This is a genomic window from Thermophilibacter sp., assembly GCF_966187215.1.
In genome coordinates this window covers 1-19994 of record NZ_CBIFYV010000080.1, presented here as the reverse complement: position 1 = coordinate 19994, position 19994 = coordinate 1, and the positions used below count along the sequence as shown (strand labels likewise).

Sequence of the window (19994 nt, the reverse complement as noted above, 5' to 3'; positions counted from 1 at the left end):
GGAAGTTTCTTCGCGCACTCCCTCTCGGGCGTGCGCGAACAGTGCTCTCCGGGGCCGTACTCGGCGTGGCTACGTGGGCGGGGCGGGCTGGGTTGGTGCTAGTCGTCGCCGATGACGCCGCTTAGGAGCATGCTGACGATCGAGATGATGATTGCGCCCATGATGGCGGAGCCGAGCGAGAAGATCGCGATGCCGGCGCCAAAGAGGTTGAGCGACAGCCAGCTCGCGAGCTCGAGCACCAGAGCGTTGACCACCACGTAGAACAGGCCGAGCGTCAGCAGCGTGATGGGCGCCGATACGAGCTGCAGCAGCGGCTTGACGGTGCCGTTGAGCAGGGCGAGCACGAGCGCGCAGAACAGTGCCCCCACCCAGGTGCCGCCCACCGGCTCGATGCCCGGGACGAGCCAGATGGCCGCCGCGCAGGCGACGGTCGAGACGAGCCACTTCCCGATGAACCTCATGATGCCTCCTCTCGGCTCGCCGCGCGCGCGGCGAGCAGTCGGTCGATCACCCGGGCCACGCCCCGGTCGTTGTTGGAGGGGGCGCGGAAGCGCGCGTGCGTCTCCATGCGCTCGGGGGCGTTGGCCACGAGGTAGCCGTGCCCCACGCGCTCGAGCATCTCGGCGTCGTTGTCGGTGTCGCCGAGGGCGAGCGCGTCATCGGTCGACACGCCGAGGCGCTCGCAGAGCCGCGCGATGCCGGTGCCCTTGTTCACGCCCCGGTTCATGACGTCGAGCCACTCCGCGCCGGCGCACGTGACCGAGAGCCGCTCTCCGAAGGCGGGCGAGAAGAGCTCGCTGAACGCCGCGGCCGAATCGCCCCCGGGGAAGTAGACCGTGTACTTGTTGGCCTCCGCGCGCACCGCGCGGATGTCGTCGACGTAGGCGATCTCGTGGAAGAACGGCCGCAGCCCCGCGTCGTGGGCGCGGGCCCCGGCGGGGACGTAGGCGCGCTCGAGGCCGCAGACGACCGGCACCCCGCCCGCGCACCGCGCGAGGGTGAGGTCCACGAGCTCGTCGATGACGCTCTGGTCGACCAGGCTCTTGAAGACCACCTCGCCCCGACAGACCACGGCGGCCCCGTTGTCGGAGATGAGCCCCATGCGCTCGCAGGAGGTGCCGAACATATTGCGCAGCGTGTAGAGGGGCCGGCCGCTCGCCGCCGCGAAGGTCACGCCCGCCGCCTCGAGCGCCTCGATGCGCGCGCCCATGCCGTCGGGCATGGAGCCGTCGTCGGCGAGCAGCGTGCGGTCCATGTCGCTCGCCACCAGCCTCACGTCGGCAAGGCCCGCGTCACTCTCGTATCCCGGAAGCACGCCCACTCCCTCTCCCCGGGCGCGGCGCCGCCCCGCCCGGTCCGGTCTGGTCTCGCGCGCCCATTCTAGCGGACGGGGCTGGCGCCCGGACGCTTTAATGAGCTAAAGTGGAGGGCCGGAACCGAGGCGAGGGAGGTACGCATGGGGGCGGTCGCCCGCGAGAGGGAAGCAGGTCAGGTCGAGCTCGGGCGCCTCTTCGAGGCGCTGTGCTCGCTGCGGACGGCCGAGGAGGCCGCCGCCCTTCTCCACGACCTCTGCACCCCGCGCGAGATAGCGGACCTCGCGCAGCGCCTCGAGGTGGCCACGATGCTCGCCGCCGGCGCCTCCTATCTTGACGTGAGCCATGCCACGGGCGCGTCGTCGACCACGGTGAGCCGCGTCTCCAAGTGCCTCAACGGCCCCGCGGGCGGCTATCGCCTGGTGCTGGGCCGCCTCGACGGCCGCTGAGATGCGGCGTCCTGACATTTCCGGCGCCAAAATCGTCAGCTTCCCGCACGTCAGTGTTGACGTGCGGCGTCCTGACACTCTGAGCCTTTGAAACGTCAGGAAGCCGCACTCGTTTGGTTGTCGTGCGGCGTCCTGACGCTTCCGGCGCGGAAACCGTCAGCTTCCCGCACGCCGCGCGCCCGTGCCGTCCGCCGCCGGGGGATTCCGTCCGGGGCGTGGGGTAGGATGGGGCGAGAAGAACCCGAGGGGAGGCCCATGGCCCTGCGCATCATAGAGACCGCCGACGAGCGCCTCGTCACCGGCGAGGTCACGCGCGCGTTGCGCGACGCCCTGGGGGCGCGTGGCGCGGCGGTGCTGCTCGTCCCCTCGTTCGCCCAGGCGCTCGACGCCCAGCGCATGCTCGCCGCCGCGGGCGGCCTGTCGCTCGGCGTGACCGTCACGACCCCCGCGGCGTGGGCGTGCGAGCGCTGGGAGGTGTGGGGAGACGGCCGCCGCCCGGTGGACGACGCCGCGCGCTCCGCGCTCTGCGCGCGCCTGCTCGCCGATGCCGCCGCGTCGGGCGAGAAGGACGCCCCGCGCCCGTCCGCCGGCGCGGCGGCGCTGCTCGCCGACCTCGCGCGGGCCGGCCTTCCCTGGATGCGCCGCGCCGAGGCGCCGGAGGGCGTCACGCGCGCCGAGGCGCGCGTCGTGTCCCTGCTCGGGCCCTACGCCTGGCGCCTCGGCGAGCTGGGCCTCGCGGAGACCGCGGAGATCATGGCGGCGCTCCCGGACGCCCTCGACGCCGCGGGCGCGGACGTGCCCCCGCTCGTGTGGGCGGGCTTCTCGCGCCTGGGCCGCGCCGAGCGCGAGCTGTGCTGCGCCCTCGCCCGCGCGCGCGAGGTGACCCTCGTCGCGCCCGCGGGGGAGGGTCCCGCCCACGCCGAGGTCCGGGCGCTGCTGGACGCCCTCGTCGCGCTCGCGGAGCGCGTCGGCGCACCGGTCGAGCGCGTCGCATCCGACCCCGCGCCCGCTCGCGCCCGCCGCGCGCCCGAGCTCGCGCGCGTGCTCTCGACCCTGTTCGTCGGCGGCGGGCGCGTCGAGCCCACGGGGGCCGTGCGCCTGCTGCTGCCCGCTGGCCCCTCGGCCGCGCCCGAGCTCGTCGCCCGCGCCGTCCGCTCCCTCGCCGACGAGGGCGCGCGCGACGTCGTGGTCGCGGCGCCGGACGCCCCGCGTGCGTTCGACGAGCTCGCGCCGCGGCTCGTGGCCCGCGGCCTCACGGTCCGCGGCGAGCTCACGGTGCCGTTCTCCTCGCTCGGAGCGGGCCGGGCCTTCCTCGGCTACGTCACCGCGGTCGCGCGCCTGGCCGAGCTCGACGCCACCTGGCCGCCGACCGTCCCCGTGCCTGATGCCCCGCGCGCCGGGACCGTGCGCGTGTCGCTCGGCGACATGTCGTGGTGGCCCCCGCGCGAGCTCTCCGACTTCCTCATGTCCGACGTCTCGGGCCTCTCGCCTGACGCCGTGCGCCGTCTCGACGCCGAGTGGCGCGGCAACCGCCTGCTCACGCCCGCCGCCGTCCTCGAGCAGCTCCGCTCCGAGCGCCGGGTGTCGGCGGAGGTCGCGGCCGCCACACGCGAGCTCCTGCGCGGGCGGCTGGGGTCGGCCGCCTCCAAGCTCCTCGCGCCCTACGCGCGCGGAGAGCGCCCCGGCGCCCCCGAGGGCCCGGACGCCGTCGCCGCGCTCTCCGCGGTGCTCGGCGTCTCCAGGAGCCTCCGGGAGCTGGGCCTCACGGCCGACCCGGACGCGCCGGGCCGTGTGAGCCTCGCCGAGCTGGTGGGCGTCGCGCGCGGCGTCCTGGCCCGCACCAGCGTGACGCTGCGCCCCGAGCACGCCGTGCCGGGCGCGCCCTGCGCCGTGCGGCTGATGGCGCCCGCAGCCGCCGCCCGCCTCGCGCCGGCCTCCGCCGACGCGCTCGTCCTGCTCGGCCAGACGTCCGCCGAGTCGGACGCGGGCGCCCCCGACGACGCGCGCACCGCGCTGCTCGACCTCTACGGGGTGGAGGCCCGCCCGAGTCCCATGGACGCCGCCCGCGCCCGCTTCGCCGCGCTCGTGCGCGTGCCGCGCCGCGCGCTCGTGGCCGAGCGGTCGCTCTTCGGGGCGGACGGCAAGGGGTGCTACCCCTCCGTCATGCTCACCGAGCTGCTCGCCTGCTACGGGCTCGAGGCGGACGAGAGGCCCGCGAGCCTCGCGGAGGCTCTCGGCGCCGGGCGCGTGCTCTCGCGCTCGGAGACCGACGTGAGCGAGAACGCCTCCTGTGCGGGCGCCCCCGCGCGCCGCGCCGCGTCCGAGGTCCCGGCCCCCGCCGGCAGGATCGACGCCTCCGAGCGCGCGCTCGTCTCGCCCCCGCCCGAGGGGGTCGACGACGCCCGGCCGCTGCTCTCCGCCTCGCAGATCGAGACCTACCTCGACTGCCCCTACAAGTGGTTCAGCCTGCGACGCCTGCGCCTGCGCGACGCCGACGCCGGCTTCACCGGCGCCGAGGAGGGCACCTTCGCCCACCGCGTGCTCGAGGTGACGCGCCGCGAGCTCCTCGCCCGTGCGGTCGAGCGCGCCGAGGGGACCAGCGCGCTCGCCGACGCGCGGGCGCAGGCGCCGGACGCCCTGCAGGACCCGGCGTACCGCGACCTCGCGGACCGGCTCGCGGCCCGCGCCGCTCAGGACCCGGCCGCGCGCCTCCCCGGCTCTGCGCTCGACTCCGCCGAGGCCCTCGAGGCCGCCCGCGCGGTGCTCGGCGAGGAGTTCGACGCGCACCTGCTCCACCAGCACCAGCTCGTTCGCGGCAAGCCCCTGCCCCAGGCGCTCGTCGCGCACTCGGCGCGGCAGGAGGGCCAGGTGGCGCGACTCAGGCGCGACCTCCTCACGCTGCTCGAGTACGAGTCCGAGGCCCTCGTGGGCTTCGAGCCGCGCCTCTTTGAGTGGCGGTTCGGGAGCGGGGGAGACGCGGTGGAGTACGCGGGCGCCCGCCTCACCGGCACCGTGGACCGCGTGGACGTGGACGCGCACGGCCAGGCGGTCGTCATCGACTACAAGCACAAGGCCGCCGCGCGCTTCGCCGCCGAGTACGACGCCTTCCCCAAGGAGGGCGCCGACGGCGGGGCCCTCGCGCTGCCGCGCCACGTCCAGTCGCTCATCTACGCCCAGGTGATCCGCCGGGCCTTCCCGGACCTCGCCGTCCGCGCGGCGGTCTACCTCTGCACCAAGGGCACCCACGAGATCGCGGGCGCGGTGGACGAGGAGCTGATCGAGCGCGTCGGGGGCTCCCACGCTCCCACGTCCCGCCGGGTCCCGCGCCTGGCCGTGCCGCGCGACGCCACGTTCGGGCGGGAGGGCGAGAAGGGCATGGACGCCCTGCTCGACGCCTGCGAGGAGGCCGTCGCGGAAAGCGTGGCGCGCATGCTCGACGGTGACATCGAGGCGCGTCCCCGCGACGCCGCCGCCTGCGACTACTGCCCGGTCCTCAACTGCGAGAGGAGGCTCAGGAAGTGACGAGCCCCGCCGTCGACCTCTCCCATCTCAACGAGAGCCAGCTCCGCATAGCCACCACCCTCGACGCGCCCCTCTTCGTGGAGGCGGGCGCCGGGTCCGGCAAGACCTCCACGCTCACCAAGCGCGTGGCGTGGGCGCTCTCACCGGGCTCGGGCGCGGGCGGCGCGCCCTTCCTCGACGACCTCTCCCAGGTGCTCGTGATCACCTTCACCGAGGCGGCCGCGCGCGAGATCAAGGAGCGCGTGCGCTCCACGCTGCGCGCGGCGGGCATGGCCGAGGCCGCGCTCGGGGTCGACGACGCCTGGATCTCGACGATCCACGGCATGTGCCGCCGCATCCTCGCGCGCCACGCGCTCGACCTCGGGCTCGACCCGTCCTTCCAGGTGGTCGCCGACTCCCGCCAGGCGGCCCTGTTCGACCGCGCGATGAACGACGTCATGCGCGCCGCGCTCGACGCCGGCGAGCTCGCGGGCGTGCTCGACGCCTACAGCCTCGGCTCCTGGTCCGCGCGGACCGGCTACACCGGGGCCCTGGGCCTCGTGAGCCGCCTGGTGGAGGCGGGGCGCGCGCTGCCGGGCGGGCTGGGGGAGCTGGCCGCGGCCCCGCATGACGCCGACTCCGCCTGGCAGGCGACCCGCGAGCTCACCATGCGCCTCGAGGAGCTCGCCTCCCGGCGGCTCACGCCCGCGGCGACGGCGCGCGTGACGGCCTCCCTCGAGGCGCTGCGCCCGCTCGAGCGCCTCGCGCCGTCCGAGCGCGCGCCCGAGGTCCTCGACGCGGCGCTCGGGCAGGTGAGCGCTCCGAGCTCCGCAAAGGCCATCGCCGACGAGGTGGCCGCCGTCAAGTCTGCGCTGGCCCTCGCGCGCGCCGAGGCCGCCTTCGCGCGCGTGGCCCCGCTCGCCGACACCCTGCTCGAGCTCGCGCGCCGCGTCGACGCGCGCTACGAGGAGGTCAAGCTCGAGGAGGGCGTGCTCGACAACGACGACCTCGTCCGCAAGGCGCTGCTCGCCGTGCGCGACCACGAGGAGGTGCGCCGCGACTACGCGGGGCGCTTCCGGCTCGTCATGGTCGACGAGTTCCAGGACACCGACGAGACCCAGCTCGAGCTCATCTCGCTGCTGGCGGGCGAGGGCGCCGAGCACCTGTGCACCGTGGGCGACGCCCAGCAGTCCATCTACCGCTTCCGCGGGGCCGACGTGGGGGTCTTCCGCGGCCGCGGCAGCCAGGTGGACGAGGGGGGCGTGGTGCGCCTCGACGTCAACTACCGCAGCCACGCCGACGTCCTCGCGCTCGTCGAGCGCGTCTGCACCGGCGGGGACGGCCCCGCGCGCGGCGTGATGGCCGACTTCATGCACCTCGACGCCAACCCCGGCCGCGCCGACGCCTACCGCGCGCGCGACCTGCCCCGCGTGGACATCGAGGTCTGCGCCGGGACGGGCAGCATGGGGAGGCCGGGCCGCCACCAGGTGGCCACGATGGCGGCGCAGGTGGCCGACGCCCTCGCGCGCTACCGCGACGCGGGGGAGCGGCCCGGCGACATGGCCCTCCTGCTCGGCGTCACCACCCACGCCGACCTCTACATCGACGCCATCCGCGCCCGCGGGATGCGGTGCGTGGTCACGGGGGGCTCCACCTTCACGTCCACCGACGAGGTCAGGGTCGTGCGCGCCCTGCTGCACGCGCTCGCCAACGTCGAGGACACGCAGTCGGGGCTCTTCCCGCTGCTCGCGAGCGAGATGTTCGGCCTCGACGCCAACGACTTCTGCGAGCTCGGCACCCGCGAGCAGGACAAGCTCGACGCCCTCACCAAGCGCCCCATCTGGCGGGGCCTGCTCGACCTGGACCTAGTGGGCGGCCAAGAGCCGTCGCGGCGGCTGGTCCGCGCCCACGAGGTGCTCGCGCGCGCGCTCGCCGACGTGCGGCACCGCGGCGTGGCCGACGTCTGCGCCGACGCGGTCCGCGACTCGGGGTGGCTCGCGCGCCTCGAGGCCGCGGGCCCCGAGGGGCTCGCGCGGGCCGCCAACGTCCTGGCGGCCGTGCGCTACGTCCGCGACCTGACCGAGGGGCTGGGCCTCGGCCCCGCCCGCGCCGCCACCGAGTTCGACCGGTGGCTCGACGCCGCCAAGGTGCCGCCCGCCTCGCTCGCGGGCGCCGACGCCTCCTCCGGGGACGGCACCGTCCGCGTCATGACCGTGCACGCCTCCAAGGGCCTCGAGTTCGGCGTGTGCGCCGTGGCCGAGTGCTGGGGCAACCCCGCGCCGGACGCGCAGCTGGCGATCGGGGCCGCGCCCGGAGGGGGCCGCGCGTTCGTGGTGCGCCCGCCCGACCTCGACGCCCGTGACCTCGACAGCATCGACGCCGAGGAGGTCGAGCCGAGCGCCGACCGCTCGCGCCCGCTGCCGCTCGCCGCGCGCTACCTCGCCACGCGCGCGGCCGACGCCGAGGCCGAGGGACACGAGAGGGCGCGGCTGCTCTACGTGGCCCTCACCCGCGCGCGCGAGGCGCTCGTCGTGGGGATCGCGGGCGCGTCCGGCAAGAGCGGGGTCTGCTCGCGGCTCGCCGCCGGCACGCTCGAGGCGCTCGCGGGGGGCTCCTGGGACCCCGTGCCGGGCGTGCGCGCCGTGGACTACGGCGGCTCCGAGCCCGCGCGCCTGCGCTGCGTGGTGGTCGAGCGCGCGGGACGGGGCGCCGACGCGGCCGTGACGGCGGACTCCGCGGGGACGCTGCCCGGCTTCGACGGGGAGCTCCCGGCGAACGCGGCCGAGCTGCCGCGCCTCGGCACCGGGGCCGCCTCCGCCGACCCGCTCGCCCCGGAGCCCTTCGACCTCTACGAGCCCGACGTCGAGCGACCCGGCGTGCCCTGGATGCGCCGCGCCCGCGCCGGGGTCTTCAGCTACTCGAGCGTCCGCGCCCAGCTCGACGAGGCCGCACCGGCTCCCGAGCGCCGCGCCCCGTCCGAGCGCGACGCCCGCGCCGCCGAGGAGGGCGCGCCGCCCGCCCCCGACGCCGACCACGCCACCAACCTGGGGTCGGCCTTCCACGAGCTCGCCCAGGCCCTGGTGGAGTCCGGACGCCCGCTGGACGACGCGCGGGTGGCCGCGCAGGTCCGCCGCTGGCACCTCTCGGATCGCGCCGAGAGCCGCCTGCGCGCCGCGCTCGCGCGCTGGGAGGGCTCGGCGGTACGCGCCGAGGCGCTCGCCTGGCCGCGCGTCCGCGCCGAGGTCCCGTTCTTCCGGCGCGTCGAGGGCTCGCCGCACGGCGACTACCTCGAGGGCGCGATCGACCTCCTGTGCTGCGACGAGCCGCTCACGCGCGCGCTCGTGGTGGACTACAAGACCGGCGACGCCGGCCTCACGCCCGAGGAGGTGCGCGCGCGCCACGAGATGCAGGCGCGCTTCTACGCCGAGGTCCTTCTCGCCGAGGGCGCCGCGCACGTGACGTGCGCCTTCGTCTGCGTGGAGCGCGAGGACCCGGACGCGCCCGGCGAGCCGCTCGTGGCGCGCTACGAGTTCGGGACCTGAGCACCGGCGCTCATCTGGCGCCACGCGCGCGGCGACATGCCGTGGACCCCCTTGAAGGCGCGCGAGAAGTGCAGCTGGTTGGGATAGCCCACGGCGCGCCCCACCTCGGCCACGGACAGCGTGGTGACCTTGAGCAGCTCGGCCGCCTTGGTCATGCGGTAGCCGATGAGGTACTGCTGGGGCGAGCGCCCCGTGGCTGCCTTGAACACCTTGCCGAAGTAGCTCCGGTTGAGGCCCGCGTGGCGCGCGATGTCCTCGACGCCGATCTCCTCGCCGTAGTGCTGCTTGACGTACTCGATCGCCGCCTGGACGTGCAGGTCGGACTGGCGCCGGCCCGGGGCGGCGGGCAGCTCGACGGAGCGCAGCAGCGCGTCGAGGAACAGGAACGTGTGGCCCACGAGCTCCAGTGCCGAGGCGTCCCGGTGCCCCACGAGGAAGCGCATCTGGTCGACCATCTGGTCGCGCAGCTCGGTCGAGCGCGCGCGGTAGATGGGCGCGGAGCGCGTGAGCCCGGCGAGCTCCAGGCTCTCCTTGACGCGCAGCCCGTCGAACTCGACCCAGACGTACTCCCACGGGTCGGCGAGGTCGGCCACGTAGGTGTTCACCTGGTCGGGGAAGATGAGGAAGCCCTCGCCGCCCACGATCTGGTGGTTCGAGTTCTCACCGGTGTCGCTCTCGGCCATGAGGGTGCCGCGCCCGCCGATTACGTAGTGGAAGAGGTAGTGGCTGCGCCGCGCCGGCCCGAAGGCGTGGCCCGGCTCGCAGCGCTCGCGCCCGTACTGGATGGGCATGAGGTCGATGAACTGCCCGCTCGGGAACGTCGAGAACTCGAGCTCGTGGTTGGCCATGGCGCCGCTCCTCTCGTCGCGCGCCCCGCGGGCGCGCACATCCCACATTATGAGTCATTCGACTTCAATTTTGGTATACCAAAATTGGTAGGTTTATAGCATATAGATATAAAATGAGGCCCACGCGCCGATTTTGGGGCAAATGGGGACCGGGGCAATAATTGGTGCGTTCTACCTGCTGATATAAGAAGCTGTTGTAACCGCTCGCCCATCAAATCGGACCGTTCGGCGAATGGGTTTCGCAACGCAATCCGACAAAAAACGGCAATCTACCTGCAACAAATCGAATAAAGGCATAAGTTATGGAAAAGAAAGAAGAAAATAGCGTAAAAATGCAGAACCTAGAATGAGCGCAACGGTAAGTGGGGCCCGCGCGGCGAGCGCGAGCCGCGCGGTCAGGGAGAAAGGTTGCGCGATGGCGAGTCTCACACTCGAACACGTAGGGAAGAAGTACCCCAACGGGTACGAGGGGGTTAAGGACTTCAACCTCCAGATCGAGGACAAGGAGTTCATCATCTTCGTTGGCCCGTCGGGCTGCGGCAAGTCCACCACGCTGCGCATGATCGCGGGCCTGGAGGACATCACCTCCGGCACGCTCAAGATCGACGGCCGCGTGGTCAACGACGTCGAGCCCAAGGACCGCGACATCGCGATGGTCTTCCAGACCTACGCCCTCTACCCGCACATGTCCGTCTACGACAACATGGCCTTCCCGCTGAAGCTGCGCAAGGTGCCCAAGGAGGACATCGACAAGGCCGTTCGCGAGGCCGCGCGCATCCTCGACCTCGAGAAGCTGCTCGACCGCAAGCCCTCGGCGCTCTCCGGCGGCCAGCGGCAGCGCGTGGCCATGGGCCGCGCCATCGTGCGCAACCCCAAGGTCTACCTGATGGACGAGCCGCTCTCCAACCTCGACGCCAAGCTCCGCGTGCAGATGCGCGCCGAGATCTCCAAGCTCCACGACCGGCTGGGCGCCACGATCATCTACGTCACGCACGACCAGACCGAGGCCATGACGCTCGGCACCCGCATCGTCGTCATGAAGGACGGCGTCATGCAGCAGGTGGACACCCCCACCAAGCTCTACAACGAGCCCTGCAACCTCTTCGTGGCCGGCTTCATCGGGTCGCCGCAGATGAACTTCATCGACGTGTCGGTGGCCGAGAAGGGCGCGGGCGTCGAGCTCGCCTTCGGTGCCAACAAGATCACCCTCACCGGCCCCAAGGCCGACGCCCTCAAGGCCGGCGGCTACGTGGGCAAGGTCGTCGTCATGGGCATCCGCCCGGAGGACGTGGTGGAGGAGCACGAGTACGCCGAGGGCCGCACCCTCTCCGAGGCCTTCCCGGCCGAGGTCACGGTCTACGAGCTCCTGGGCTCCGAGGCCATGATCTACGCCGACGTCGACGGCGGCCAGATCTCCGCGCACCTCTCCGCCGCCTCGGGCGTGCGCACCGGCGACAAGATCCGCTGCTCCGTTGACGTGGACAAGATCCACCTCTTTGACAAGCAGTCCGAGCTCGCCATCGCCCACTAGGGAAGGAGGAGCAAGGATGAGAAGAACCCTGACACGCCGCTCCTTCCTGAGCGCCGCGGGCGCCGCCGCGGCCGGCCTCATGCTCGCCGGCTGCACGAGCGAGCGCTCCGACGGCAAGGTTGAGGTGGAGATCGTCTCCTACAAGCAGGAGGCCGTCGACATCTTCAGCCAGCTCATGGAGGAGTTCAACGCCTCCCACGACGACATCTACCTCAACATCCAGAGCCCGGCCGACGCCGTCACGATCATGAAGACGCGCTTCGTCCGCGAGGACTACCCCGACGTCATCGGCATCGGCGGCGACGCCGACTACGCCAACTTCGTGGACTCGGAGATCCTCGCCGACGTCTCGGACTGCCCGGCCGAGGCAAACGTCCAGGATGCCTACAAGGACATCCTCAAGAGCGTCACCTACGTGCCGATGGACGGCATCTACGGCGTGCCCTACGTGGCCAACGCCGCCGGCATGCTCTACAACAAGGACCTGTTCGCGAGCCATGGCTGGGAGATCCCGGACACCTGGGACGGCCTCATCGAGCTCTTCGAGCAGATCAAGGCCGAGGAGCCCGACCTCTACCCGATCTATCTGGGCTACCTCGACACCTGGACGATCCTCAGCCCGTGGAACTCCATCACGATCAACATGGTGCCGTCCGACCTGGCCTACCAGGTCAACTCCGGCAAGGCCACGTTCTCCGACTACTACCGCGCGCCGGCGGAGCGCATGCTCCAGCTGCTCGACTACGCCGAGCCCAGCCCCTTTGCCTACGCCTACAACGACGCCTGCACCGCCTTCGCGCGCGGCCAGAGCGCGATGTACCCGTGCGGCAGCTTCGCGGTGCCCCAGATCCTGACGGTCAACCCCGACATGAACATCGGCCTGTTCGCGATGCCCTCGGCGGACGACCCGGCCGACCGCATCGTGGTCTCCGGCGTCGACCTCCAGTGGTGCGTGGCCGAGACCTGCCAGCACAAGGACGCGGTCTACGAGGTCATCGACTTCCTGTCGCAGCAGGCTAACGTCCAGACCTACATCGACGACCAGCGCGCCATCCCGTGCCTCGACGGCGACTTCACGCTCGACCCGCTCTATGACGACATCAAGCCCTTCCTGGAGGAGGGCAGGGTGCTCGACTACCTCGACCACTCCTACCAGAGCTCGATGGCCTGCGACGCCCAGATCCAGACGATGCTGATCTCCGGCGACGTGGACGCCTTCCTCGCCAAGTGGGACGAGGACTGGCAGCGCTACAACCGCTCGGTCATCCGCAAGGTCCAGGAATACGAATCGAACCAGGGATAGGGAGGGAAGCACATGGCAAGTCTCGCTAGGGCCAAGAACGGCTCGGACAGGAACCGCACGTTCCTTCTCATCCTGATCCCCGTCCTGATCCTGTTTGTGGCCTTCAACACGTTCCCGCTGCTCACCGGCTTCTTCTACAGCTTCACCGACTCCAAGGGCTACGGCGCCTTCGAGATGGTGGGCCTGCAGAACTACATCGACCTGTTCAGCGACGCGCGCGTGGGCAACTCGTACCTGTTCACGTTCAAGGTCGCCGTGGTCTCCACGATCCTCGTCAACGTGATCAGCCTCGTGCTGGCCATCGGCCTCTCGAGCAAGATCAAGTTCAAGAGCGCCCTGCGCGGCCTGTACTTCGTGCCGCGCATCCTCGGCGCCCTCGTCGTGGGCTACGTCTTCAGTTACTTCTTCACCTACATCGTGCCCGCCGCCACCGGCACCGAGTCGATCCTGGCGAGCTCGGACTGGGCGTGGGTGGCCATCGTGGTGGTGCTCGTGTGGCAGGCGTGCGCCCAGACCACGATCATCTACATCACCGGCCTCTCGTCGGTCCCCGAGGACGTCTACGAGGCCGGCGCCCTCGACGGCGCCACCGGCTGGGACAAGTTCCGCTACCTCACGTTCCCGCTCATCATGCCGTCCGTCACCACCAACATGGTGCTCGTCATGAAGGACATGCTGATGGTCTTCGACCAGATCGTCTCGATGACCTCCGGCGGCCCGGCGCAGTCCACCGAGTCCATCTCCTACCTCATCTACAACAACGGCCTCTCGGGGGGGCAGTTTGGCTTCCAGTGCGCCAACGCGGTGATCTTCTTCGTGCTCATCGCGGTGGTCTCCATCGTCCAGACGCGCTTCCTGAACAGTAAGGAGGAGCAGCTCTAATGACTAGCACAAGCGCAAGCGCTCCCAAGAGGGTTCGGGAGCGGGTCAACTGGCCCGTCACCATCCTGCTCATGATCGGCACGCTCACCGTGCTGTTCCCGCTCTACATGGCCGTGGTCATCGCCTTCAAGGACCCCTCCGAGATGACCAACGACATCGCGGGCATCCTGAGCCTGCCGTCCAACTGGAGCCTCGACAACTTCGTCCAGGCCATCCAGGTCACGGACTTCTTCAACTCGTTTCTGAACTCGCTCGTCATCACGGTGGTGGCCGTGGTGGTCTCCATCCTCGTCCACAGCCTCGCGGCCTACGCCATCGGGCGCAACATGGACAAGAAGCGCCTGTTCAAGGCCTCCTACTACTTCATCATCGCCGGCATGTACGTGCCCTTCGCGATCCTGATGATGCCGCTCGTCAAGCAGACCGCCGTGATGCACCTCGACAACATGGTCGGCGTCATGATCCTCTACGTGGTCTTCTACATGCCGATGAACATGATGCTCTACACCGGCTACCTGCGGAACATCCCCGTGGCGCTCGAGGAGGCGGCCCGCGTCGACGGCGCCTCCACCTGGACCACCTACTGGAGGGTCATCTTCCCGCTGCTCAAGCCCATGCACGCCACCGTGGCGGTCATCACCGGCCTGGCCGTGTGGAACGACGTCATGACCCCGCTCGTCATCATGGGCGGCACCGGCGTCAACACGCTGCCGCTCGCGCAGATGAACTTCCAGACGGCCTTCTCGACCAACTACAACCTGGCGTTCGCCTCGTATCTGCTCGCCATGCTCCCGATGATCATCTTCTACATCGTGGCGCAGAAGCAGATTATCGGCGGCGTCACCAACGGCGCCGTGAAGTAAGGCGTCTTTGTAGAGGTTCCCCCCTGGCGCCCGGGATCCGTCTCACGCGGGTTCCGGGCGTCCCCCCGATGCGTTACAGTCCGGGGGTCCGATTGACACCCCTATGAACCGAGGAGCTTCCCATGCCCCTGTCGTATGACGCTGACGCACGCACGATCACGATCTCAACGGAGCGCACGACCTACCAGATGCGCATCGACGACCACGGCTACCTGCTACACACCTACTACGGTGCCCGCGCCGAGGGCGACCTGTCCTACATCGTCACGTACTGCGACCGCAGCGGCATGTGCGGCCAGCCCTACGGCGACGCGGACCGGACCTTCTCGCTCGACGTGGCGCCGCAGGAGTACCCCTTCCAGGGCGGCGGCGACATGCGCAGCCCGCTGCTCATCGTGCGCGGGCCCGACGGCACCTTCGGCTGCGACCTGCGCTACCGCGCCCACGAGATCCGCGACGGCAAGTACGGCCTGCCCGGCCTGCCCGCGGCCTACTCAGACGACGCCTCCGACGGCGCCCAGACCCTCTCGGTGTCGCTGGCCGACGAGCGGCTGGGCCTCGAGGTCGAGCTGCTCTACGGCGTGCTGCCCGAGGTGGACGTCATCACGCGCGCCGCGGTCATCAGCAACGCGGGCACGGGCCGCATCACCGTCGAGAAGGCCCAGAGCGCGTGCCTCGACATGGTGAGCGGGGACTTCGACGCCATCACGCTCGACGGCCGCCACGCCATGGAGCGCCGCGTGACGCGCCGGCCGGTGGCCAACGGGTCGGTCTCGGTGGGCAGCCGCCGCGGCATGTCGTCCAACCAGTACAACCCCTTCATGGTCCTTCTCGACCACGACGCTTCCGAGGCGAGCGGGCGCTGCTGGGCGATGAGCTTCGTCTACAGCGGAGGCTTCCGAGCCGAGGCCGAGCGCGACCAGTTCGAGCAGACCCGCATGCAGATGGGCCTGGACGCCGACCTCTTCTCGTACCCGCTCGAGCCGGGCGAGCGGCTCGTGGCGCCCGAGGTCATCATGACCTACTCGGGCGCGGGCCTCGAGCGCATGTCTCACAACCTGCACCGCTGCATCCGTCGCCACGTCTGCCGCGGCCCCTGGCGAGACGCGCCCCGGCCGATCCTGCTCAACAGCTGGGAGGCGTGCTACTTCGACTTCACGGGCGACAAGCTCGTGGAGCTGGCGCGCAAGGCGTCCGAGCTCGGGCTCGACATGCTCGTCATGGACGACGGCTGGTTCGGCGCGCGCAGCGACGACCACCGCGGCCTCGGCGACTGGAAGCCCAACATGGACAAGCTCGGCGGGACCGTGGCCGACCTCGCGCGGCGCGTCAACGAGTGCGGGCTGGGCTTCGGCATCTGGGTGGAGCCCGAGATGGTCAACGAGGACTCCGACCTGTACCGCGCGCACCCCGACTGGGCGCTCACGGTGCCGGGCAAGGACCCGGTGCTCGGCCGCGACCAGCTGGTGCTCGACCTCTCGCGCGCCGACGTGCGCGACAACCTCTTCGAGCAGCTCAGCGCGGTGCTCGACCAGGGGGGCATCGAGTACGTGAAGTGGGACTACAACCGCTCGATCGTGGACGTGCACTCGCGCACGGCCACCGACCAGGGCAAGGTCCTCTACGACTACATGCTCGGCCTCTACGACCTGCTCGAGCGCGTGCGCACCCGCTATCCCGACCTGCTCATCGAGGGGTGCTCGGCGGGAGGCGGCCGCTTCGACGCCGGCATGCTCTACTACACGCCGCAGATCTGGACCTCGGACAACACCGACGCGCGCAACCGGCTGGAGATCCAGTACGGCACGTCGCTCGCCTACCCGTGCTCGGCGATGGGCGCGCACGTCTCCGCCTGCCCCAACGAGATCACCGGGCGCACCGTGCCGCTTGGCGCGCGCGGGACGGTGGCCATGGGCGGCGGCGCCTTCGGCTACGAGCTCGACCTCATGAACCTGAACGAGCGCGCCTGCGAGCTCGTCAGGAGCCAGGTCAAAACCTATCGCACGATCGAGCACCTCGTGCGCGAGGGGCTCTTCTACCGCCTCACCGACCCCAAGGTCGCCGACGTGGCCGCCTGGGAGTTCGTGGCCGAGGACGGCTCGGAGGCGCTCGTGTGCGCCGTGGTCACGCGCGTGGACGGCTACGGCGTGGCCAACTACGTGGTGCCGCGCGGCCTCACGCCCGGCGCGACCTACCGCATGGTGAGCAACGGCGCCGTGTTCTCGGCCGATGCGCTCATGGACATGGGCCTGCCGCTGTCGGTGCCCGCGACGCCCTACGAGAGCTTCATGTACCGCTTCGAGCGGGTGGACTGAGACGCCGGGCCGCGGCCTGGGGAAGGGAGCAGTCAGATGGAACAGAGCACGTCCAGCGCCGTCGAGCGCGGGGTCGCCGACCTCGTGGCCTACGCGCTCGATCGCGGCCTCATCGGCGAGGACGACGTGACCTACGCGGCCAACCTCATGCTTGACGCGCTGTCGTGGCAGCCTGCGGGCTCCTTCGTCCCGCGCGAGGCCGTGGCCGCCGCGCGCGCCCGTCAGCCGCGTCCGGACCTCGAGGCCATTCTCGCCGCCCTCCTGGACGACGCCGTGGCGCGCGGCGTCTGCGACGCGGGCGTGGCGAGCCGCGACCTTCTCGACACGCGCCTCATGGGCTGCGTGACGCCGCGGCCCAGCGAGGTCACGCGCGAGTTCTGGCGCCGCTACGAGCAGAGTCCGCGCGCGGCCACCGACTACTTCTACCGCCTCGCACAGGACAGCGACTACATCCGCACCTACCGCGTGGCGCGCGATCGCAAGTGGGTCACGCCCACGCGCTACGGCGACCTGGACATCACGATCAACCTATCCAAGCCAGAGAAGGACCCCAAGGCCATCGCCGCGGCGCTCGAGCGCCAGAAGGCGGGTGGGTCCGCCGAGCCCTACCCGCGCTGCCAGCTCTGTCCCGAGAACCTCGGCTACGCGGGGCGGCTCGACCACCCCGCGCGCGAGACCATCCGCCTCATCCCGCTCACGCTGGCGGGCGAGCCGTGGTACCTGCAGTACAGCCCGTACGTCTACTACAACGAGCACTGCATCGTGCTGTCCGAGGCCCACGTGCCCATGCGGATCGACCGGCTCACCTTCGTGCGGCTGCTCGAGTTCGTCGAGCGGTTCCCGCACTACACGGTGGGCTCCAACGCCGACCTGCCCATCGTGGGCGGCTCGATCCTCACGCACGAGCACTACCAGGGCGGCCACTACGAGTTCGCGATGGCGCGCGCGGGCCTGCGCGAGGAGCTGGCGTTCGACGGCTTTGACGACGTGCGCGCCGGCATCGTGGACTGGCCGATGTCGGTCATCCGCCTGGACGCCGAGGACCCGGCGCGGCTCGTGGAGCTGGCCGACCGCGTCCTGGGCGCGTGGCGCGGCTACTCGGACGCCTCGGTGGGCGTGCTCGCCGAGACCGACGGCACCCCGCACAACACGATTACGCCGATCGCGCGCAGGCGCGGCGAGGGCTTCGAGCTCGACCTCGTGCTGCGCAACAACCGCACCACCGAGCAGTACCCGCTCGGCATCTTCCACCCGCACCAGGAGCTGCACCACATCAAGAAGGAGAACATCGGCCTCATCGAGGTCATGGGCCTGGCGGTCCTGCCGGCGCGCCTGCTCGGCGAGATGGCGCGCCTGAGGGAGGTCATTCTCGCCGGGGGCGACCCGGCGGCGGTGCCCGAGGTGTCGAGCCACGCGCCGTGGGCGGCCGAGGTGCTGGGGCGCCACCCCGAGTACGCGCCCCAGAACGTGGGCGCGCTCGACGACGCCGGCCGCGCGGCGCTCACGGGCGTGCTGGAGCAGGAGATCGGCCAGGTCTTCGCGCAGGTGCTCGAGCACTGCGCGGTCTTCGCCGACAACGATGAGGGGCGCGCGGCGTTCGCGCGCTTCGTCGCGAGCGTGCGTTAGAGAGGAGCGGACATGGGAGTTCCCACCACGGAGTCGCTGAGCCAGGTCTACGGACGGGACGCCGAGCGCGCGCGGGCGCGCCTCGCCGAGCTGGCGGCGCGCTACGAGGAGCGCTTCGGCGCCGGCGACCCCGAGTTCTTCACGGCCTCGGGCCGTACCGAGATCATCGGCAACCACACCGACCACAACGGCGGCAAGATCCTCGCCGCGTCCATCACGATGGACAGCGTCGCGGCCGCGGCGCGCACCGACGACGGCGTGGTGACCATCTGGAGCGAGGGCTATCCCGAGGCCATCGTCGTGGACACCGCACGCCTCGGCGACATCGCGCACGGGCCGGGCTCCACGACGCTCGTTGCCGGCATGCTCGAGGCCGCCGCGAGGCGCGGCTTTGCCGTGGGCGGCCTCAACGCCGTGGTCTCCTCCGAGGTCATCCCGTCGGCGGGCGTGAGCTCGTCGGCCTCCTTCGAGATGCTCGTCTGCGAGATCGTGAACCACCTCTACAACGACGACGCGATCGACCGCGCCGACTACGCGCGCATGGGCCAGTACGCCGAGAACGTCTGGTGGGGCAAGGCGTCGGGGCTCATGGACCAGATGGCCTGCGCCGTGGGCGGGACGATCCTCCTGGACTTCTCGGACGGCGTGAGCTACGAGCGCGTGGACTTTGGCTTCGACGAGCTGGGCTGCGACCTCGTGATCGTGAACACTGGCAAGGGCCACGCCGACCTCTCGGCCGAGTACTCGTCGGTCCCCAACGAGATGCACGCCGTGGCCGCCGCGCTCGGCGTGGGCAACCTCTGCGAGACGAGCGAGGACGCGGTGCTCGCGCACCTGCCCGAGCTGCGCGAGACCTGCGGCGACCGCGCCGTGCTGCGCGCCCTGCACTACTTCGAGGAGTGCGGGCGCGTGGAGGAGGCCGAGCGCGCCATACGCGCGGGCGAGAAGGCCCGCGTGCTCGACCTCATCACCGCGTCCGGGCGCTCCTCGTGGGAGTGGCTGCAGAACGCCGTGGTGCCGGGCATGCCCGAGGAGCAGCCCATCCCGCTCGCGCTCGCGCTCACCGAGCTCTACCTGCGCCGCATCGGCGCCGGGGCGTGCCGGCTGCACGGCGGCGGCTTTGCGGGCGTCATCATGTGCGTGCTGCCCAAGGCCGAGACCGCCGGCTATGTTGACTACATCTCCGGCTACTTTGGCCGCGAGAACGTCTACCTGACCAACATCCGCCAGGTCGGCGCCGCCTGCCTCGGCCGCGCCTAGGATCTCGTCCCCCCCCATCCACCCCGGCACCCACCCACTTCCGTCACCCTGACGCTGCTGGGCGGGTGCCGGGGCGCTTCTCTTTGTCCGGCCCGCTCGAGTCCGACCGACCCGTGCGGGCGTCGCTGGCCGCCGCATGCACATGCGTCAAGCTGATGCATGTGCGCGTCAGGCCAGCTGTTACGGAGGCCACGGTCCGCCCACATGCGTCAAGTTGATGCATGTGAGTGGGCGTGCGCGCCCTTCTCGCCCGTGACGCCGTTGCAACCCCATGCACAAGCGTCAAGTCGACGCATGTGGGTGCGGCGGCGTCACGAATCGAGCTCGTGAGCCCATGCACAAGCGTCAAGTTGACGCATGTGGGTAGGGACCGGCACGCCTCTCGGCCCCGTGGCCCGCCCACATCCGTGGAATCGACGCATCTGGGCAGGGATGGGGGAGACGGGGCGAGAAGGGAGCCTGGCCCGCGCTAGATGTTGTGTGCCAATAGGTTGTTTACACCGGCGACGCGCGACATGGGCGGCTTGCCCCCGCAGGCGCTGTGCGGACGCTCCCAATTGT

Annotated in this window: 13 protein-coding genes; 10 read left to right on the top strand and 3 right to left on the bottom strand. The window is 71.2% G+C overall.

The window, feature by feature from the left end:
• Window positions 1-98 precede the first annotated feature (98 nt).
• Window positions 99-461: a phage holin family protein gene (locus tag ACWTSU_RS06815; protein WP_455139115.1), complete on the bottom strand. Its 363-nt coding sequence runs from the start codon at window positions 459-461 to the stop codon at window positions 99-101.
• Window positions 458-1315 carry an HAD family hydrolase gene (locus ACWTSU_RS06810; RefSeq protein WP_455139114.1) on the bottom strand — a complete coding sequence of 286 codons (858 nt, stop codon included), beginning with the start codon at window positions 1313-1315 and terminating at the stop codon, window positions 458-460. Before ACWTSU_RS06810 ends, ACWTSU_RS06815 begins: the two co-directional genes overlap by 4 nt.
• Before the next feature lie 141 nt (window positions 1316-1456).
• Here ACWTSU_RS06810 and ACWTSU_RS06805 point away from each other — a divergent pair, with 141 nt between their 5' ends.
• The 3 genes from ACWTSU_RS06805 to ACWTSU_RS06795 all read left to right on the top strand — a co-directional run bounded on the left by ACWTSU_RS06805 (window position 1457) and on the right by ACWTSU_RS06795 (window position 8805).
• The gene (locus ACWTSU_RS06805) at window positions 1457-1762 is read left to right on the top strand and encodes a YerC/YecD family TrpR-related protein (protein WP_455139113.1); all 306 of its coding nucleotides are present in this window, start codon (window positions 1457-1459) and stop codon (window positions 1760-1762) included.
• Between the two features lie 255 nt (window positions 1763-2017).
• Window positions 2018-5284, top strand: a complete 3267-nt coding sequence (locus ACWTSU_RS06800) for a PD-(D/E)XK nuclease family protein (RefSeq protein ID WP_455139112.1) — start codon at window positions 2018-2020, stop codon at window positions 5282-5284.
• A complete protein-coding gene (locus ACWTSU_RS06795; RefSeq protein ID WP_455139111.1) occupies window positions 5281-8805 on the top strand; it encodes a UvrD-helicase domain-containing protein in 3525 nt (1174 codons plus the stop codon). The genes ACWTSU_RS06800 and ACWTSU_RS06795 overlap by 4 nt, the downstream gene beginning before the upstream one ends.
• Here ACWTSU_RS06795 and ACWTSU_RS06790 read toward each other — a convergent pair.
• The gene (locus ACWTSU_RS06790; RefSeq protein ID WP_455139110.1) at window positions 8787-9653 is read right to left on the bottom strand and encodes an AraC family transcriptional regulator; all 867 of its coding nucleotides are present in this window, start codon (window positions 9651-9653) and stop codon (window positions 8787-8789) included. The genes ACWTSU_RS06795 and ACWTSU_RS06790 overlap by 19 nt on opposite strands.
• Window positions 9654-10068: 415 nt before the next feature.
• Here ACWTSU_RS06790 and ACWTSU_RS06785 point away from each other — a divergent pair, with 415 nt between their 5' ends.
• From ACWTSU_RS06785 to ACWTSU_RS06755, 7 genes are all read left to right on the top strand, one after another.
• A complete protein-coding gene (locus ACWTSU_RS06785) occupies window positions 10069-11184 on the top strand; it encodes an ABC transporter ATP-binding protein (RefSeq protein WP_455139109.1) in 1116 nt (371 codons plus the stop codon).
• Window positions 11185-11200: 16 nt separating this feature from the next.
• Window positions 11201-12487, top strand: coding sequence for an ABC transporter substrate-binding protein (locus ACWTSU_RS06780; protein ID WP_455139108.1), 1287 nt, complete (start codon window positions 11201-11203; stop codon window positions 12485-12487).
• Between the two features lie 12 nt (window positions 12488-12499).
• Window positions 12500-13369, top strand: a complete 870-nt coding sequence (locus ACWTSU_RS06775; protein ID WP_455139107.1) for a carbohydrate ABC transporter permease — start codon at window positions 12500-12502, stop codon at window positions 13367-13369.
• Window positions 13369-14232, top strand: a complete 864-nt coding sequence (locus ACWTSU_RS06770; RefSeq protein ID WP_455139106.1) for a carbohydrate ABC transporter permease — start codon at window positions 13369-13371, stop codon at window positions 14230-14232. Before ACWTSU_RS06775 ends, ACWTSU_RS06770 begins: the two co-directional genes overlap by 1 nt.
• 122 nt (window positions 14233-14354) lie before the next feature.
• A complete protein-coding gene (locus ACWTSU_RS06765) occupies window positions 14355-16547 on the top strand; it encodes an alpha-galactosidase (RefSeq protein WP_455139105.1) in 2193 nt (730 codons plus the stop codon).
• 36 nt (window positions 16548-16583) lie between these two features.
• Complete coding sequence (locus ACWTSU_RS06760; protein WP_455139104.1) at window positions 16584-18173, top strand: UDP-glucose--hexose-1-phosphate uridylyltransferase; 1590 nt, start codon at window positions 16584-16586, stop codon at window positions 18171-18173.
• 12 nt (window positions 18174-18185) lie between these two features.
• Window positions 18186-19433 (top strand): galactokinase, encoded by a 1248-nt coding sequence (locus ACWTSU_RS06755; protein ID WP_455139103.1) that lies wholly within the window; start codon window positions 18186-18188, stop codon window positions 19431-19433.
• The last annotated feature ends 561 nt before the right edge of the window (window positions 19434-19994 follow it).

Coding starts and splice junctions, on each gene's coding strand:
- ACWTSU_RS06805 (WP_455139113.1), top strand. CDS start 1,457: ATGGGGGCGGTCGCCCGCGAGAGGGAAGCAGGTCAGGTCGAGCTCGGG.
- ACWTSU_RS06755 (WP_455139103.1), top strand. CDS start 18,186: ATGGGAGTTCCCACCACGGAGTCGCTGAGCCAGGTCTACGGACGGGAC.
- ACWTSU_RS06790 (WP_455139110.1), bottom strand. CDS start 9,653: ATGGCCAACCACGAGCTCGAGTTCTCGACGTTCCCGAGCGGGCAGTTC.
- ACWTSU_RS06815 (WP_455139115.1), bottom strand. CDS start 461: ATGAGGTTCATCGGGAAGTGGCTCGTCTCGACCGTCGCCTGCGCGGCG.
- ACWTSU_RS06765 (WP_455139105.1), top strand. CDS start 14,355: ATGCCCCTGTCGTATGACGCTGACGCACGCACGATCACGATCTCAACG.
- ACWTSU_RS06800 (WP_455139112.1), top strand. CDS start 2,018: ATGGCCCTGCGCATCATAGAGACCGCCGACGAGCGCCTCGTCACCGGC.
- ACWTSU_RS06760 (WP_455139104.1), top strand. CDS start 16,584: ATGGAACAGAGCACGTCCAGCGCCGTCGAGCGCGGGGTCGCCGACCTC.
- ACWTSU_RS06780 (WP_455139108.1), top strand. CDS start 11,201: ATGAGAAGAACCCTGACACGCCGCTCCTTCCTGAGCGCCGCGGGCGCC.
- ACWTSU_RS06785 (WP_455139109.1), top strand. CDS start 10,069: ATGGCGAGTCTCACACTCGAACACGTAGGGAAGAAGTACCCCAACGGG.
- ACWTSU_RS06775 (WP_455139107.1), top strand. CDS start 12,500: ATGGCAAGTCTCGCTAGGGCCAAGAACGGCTCGGACAGGAACCGCACG.
- ACWTSU_RS06770 (WP_455139106.1), top strand. CDS start 13,369: ATGACTAGCACAAGCGCAAGCGCTCCCAAGAGGGTTCGGGAGCGGGTC.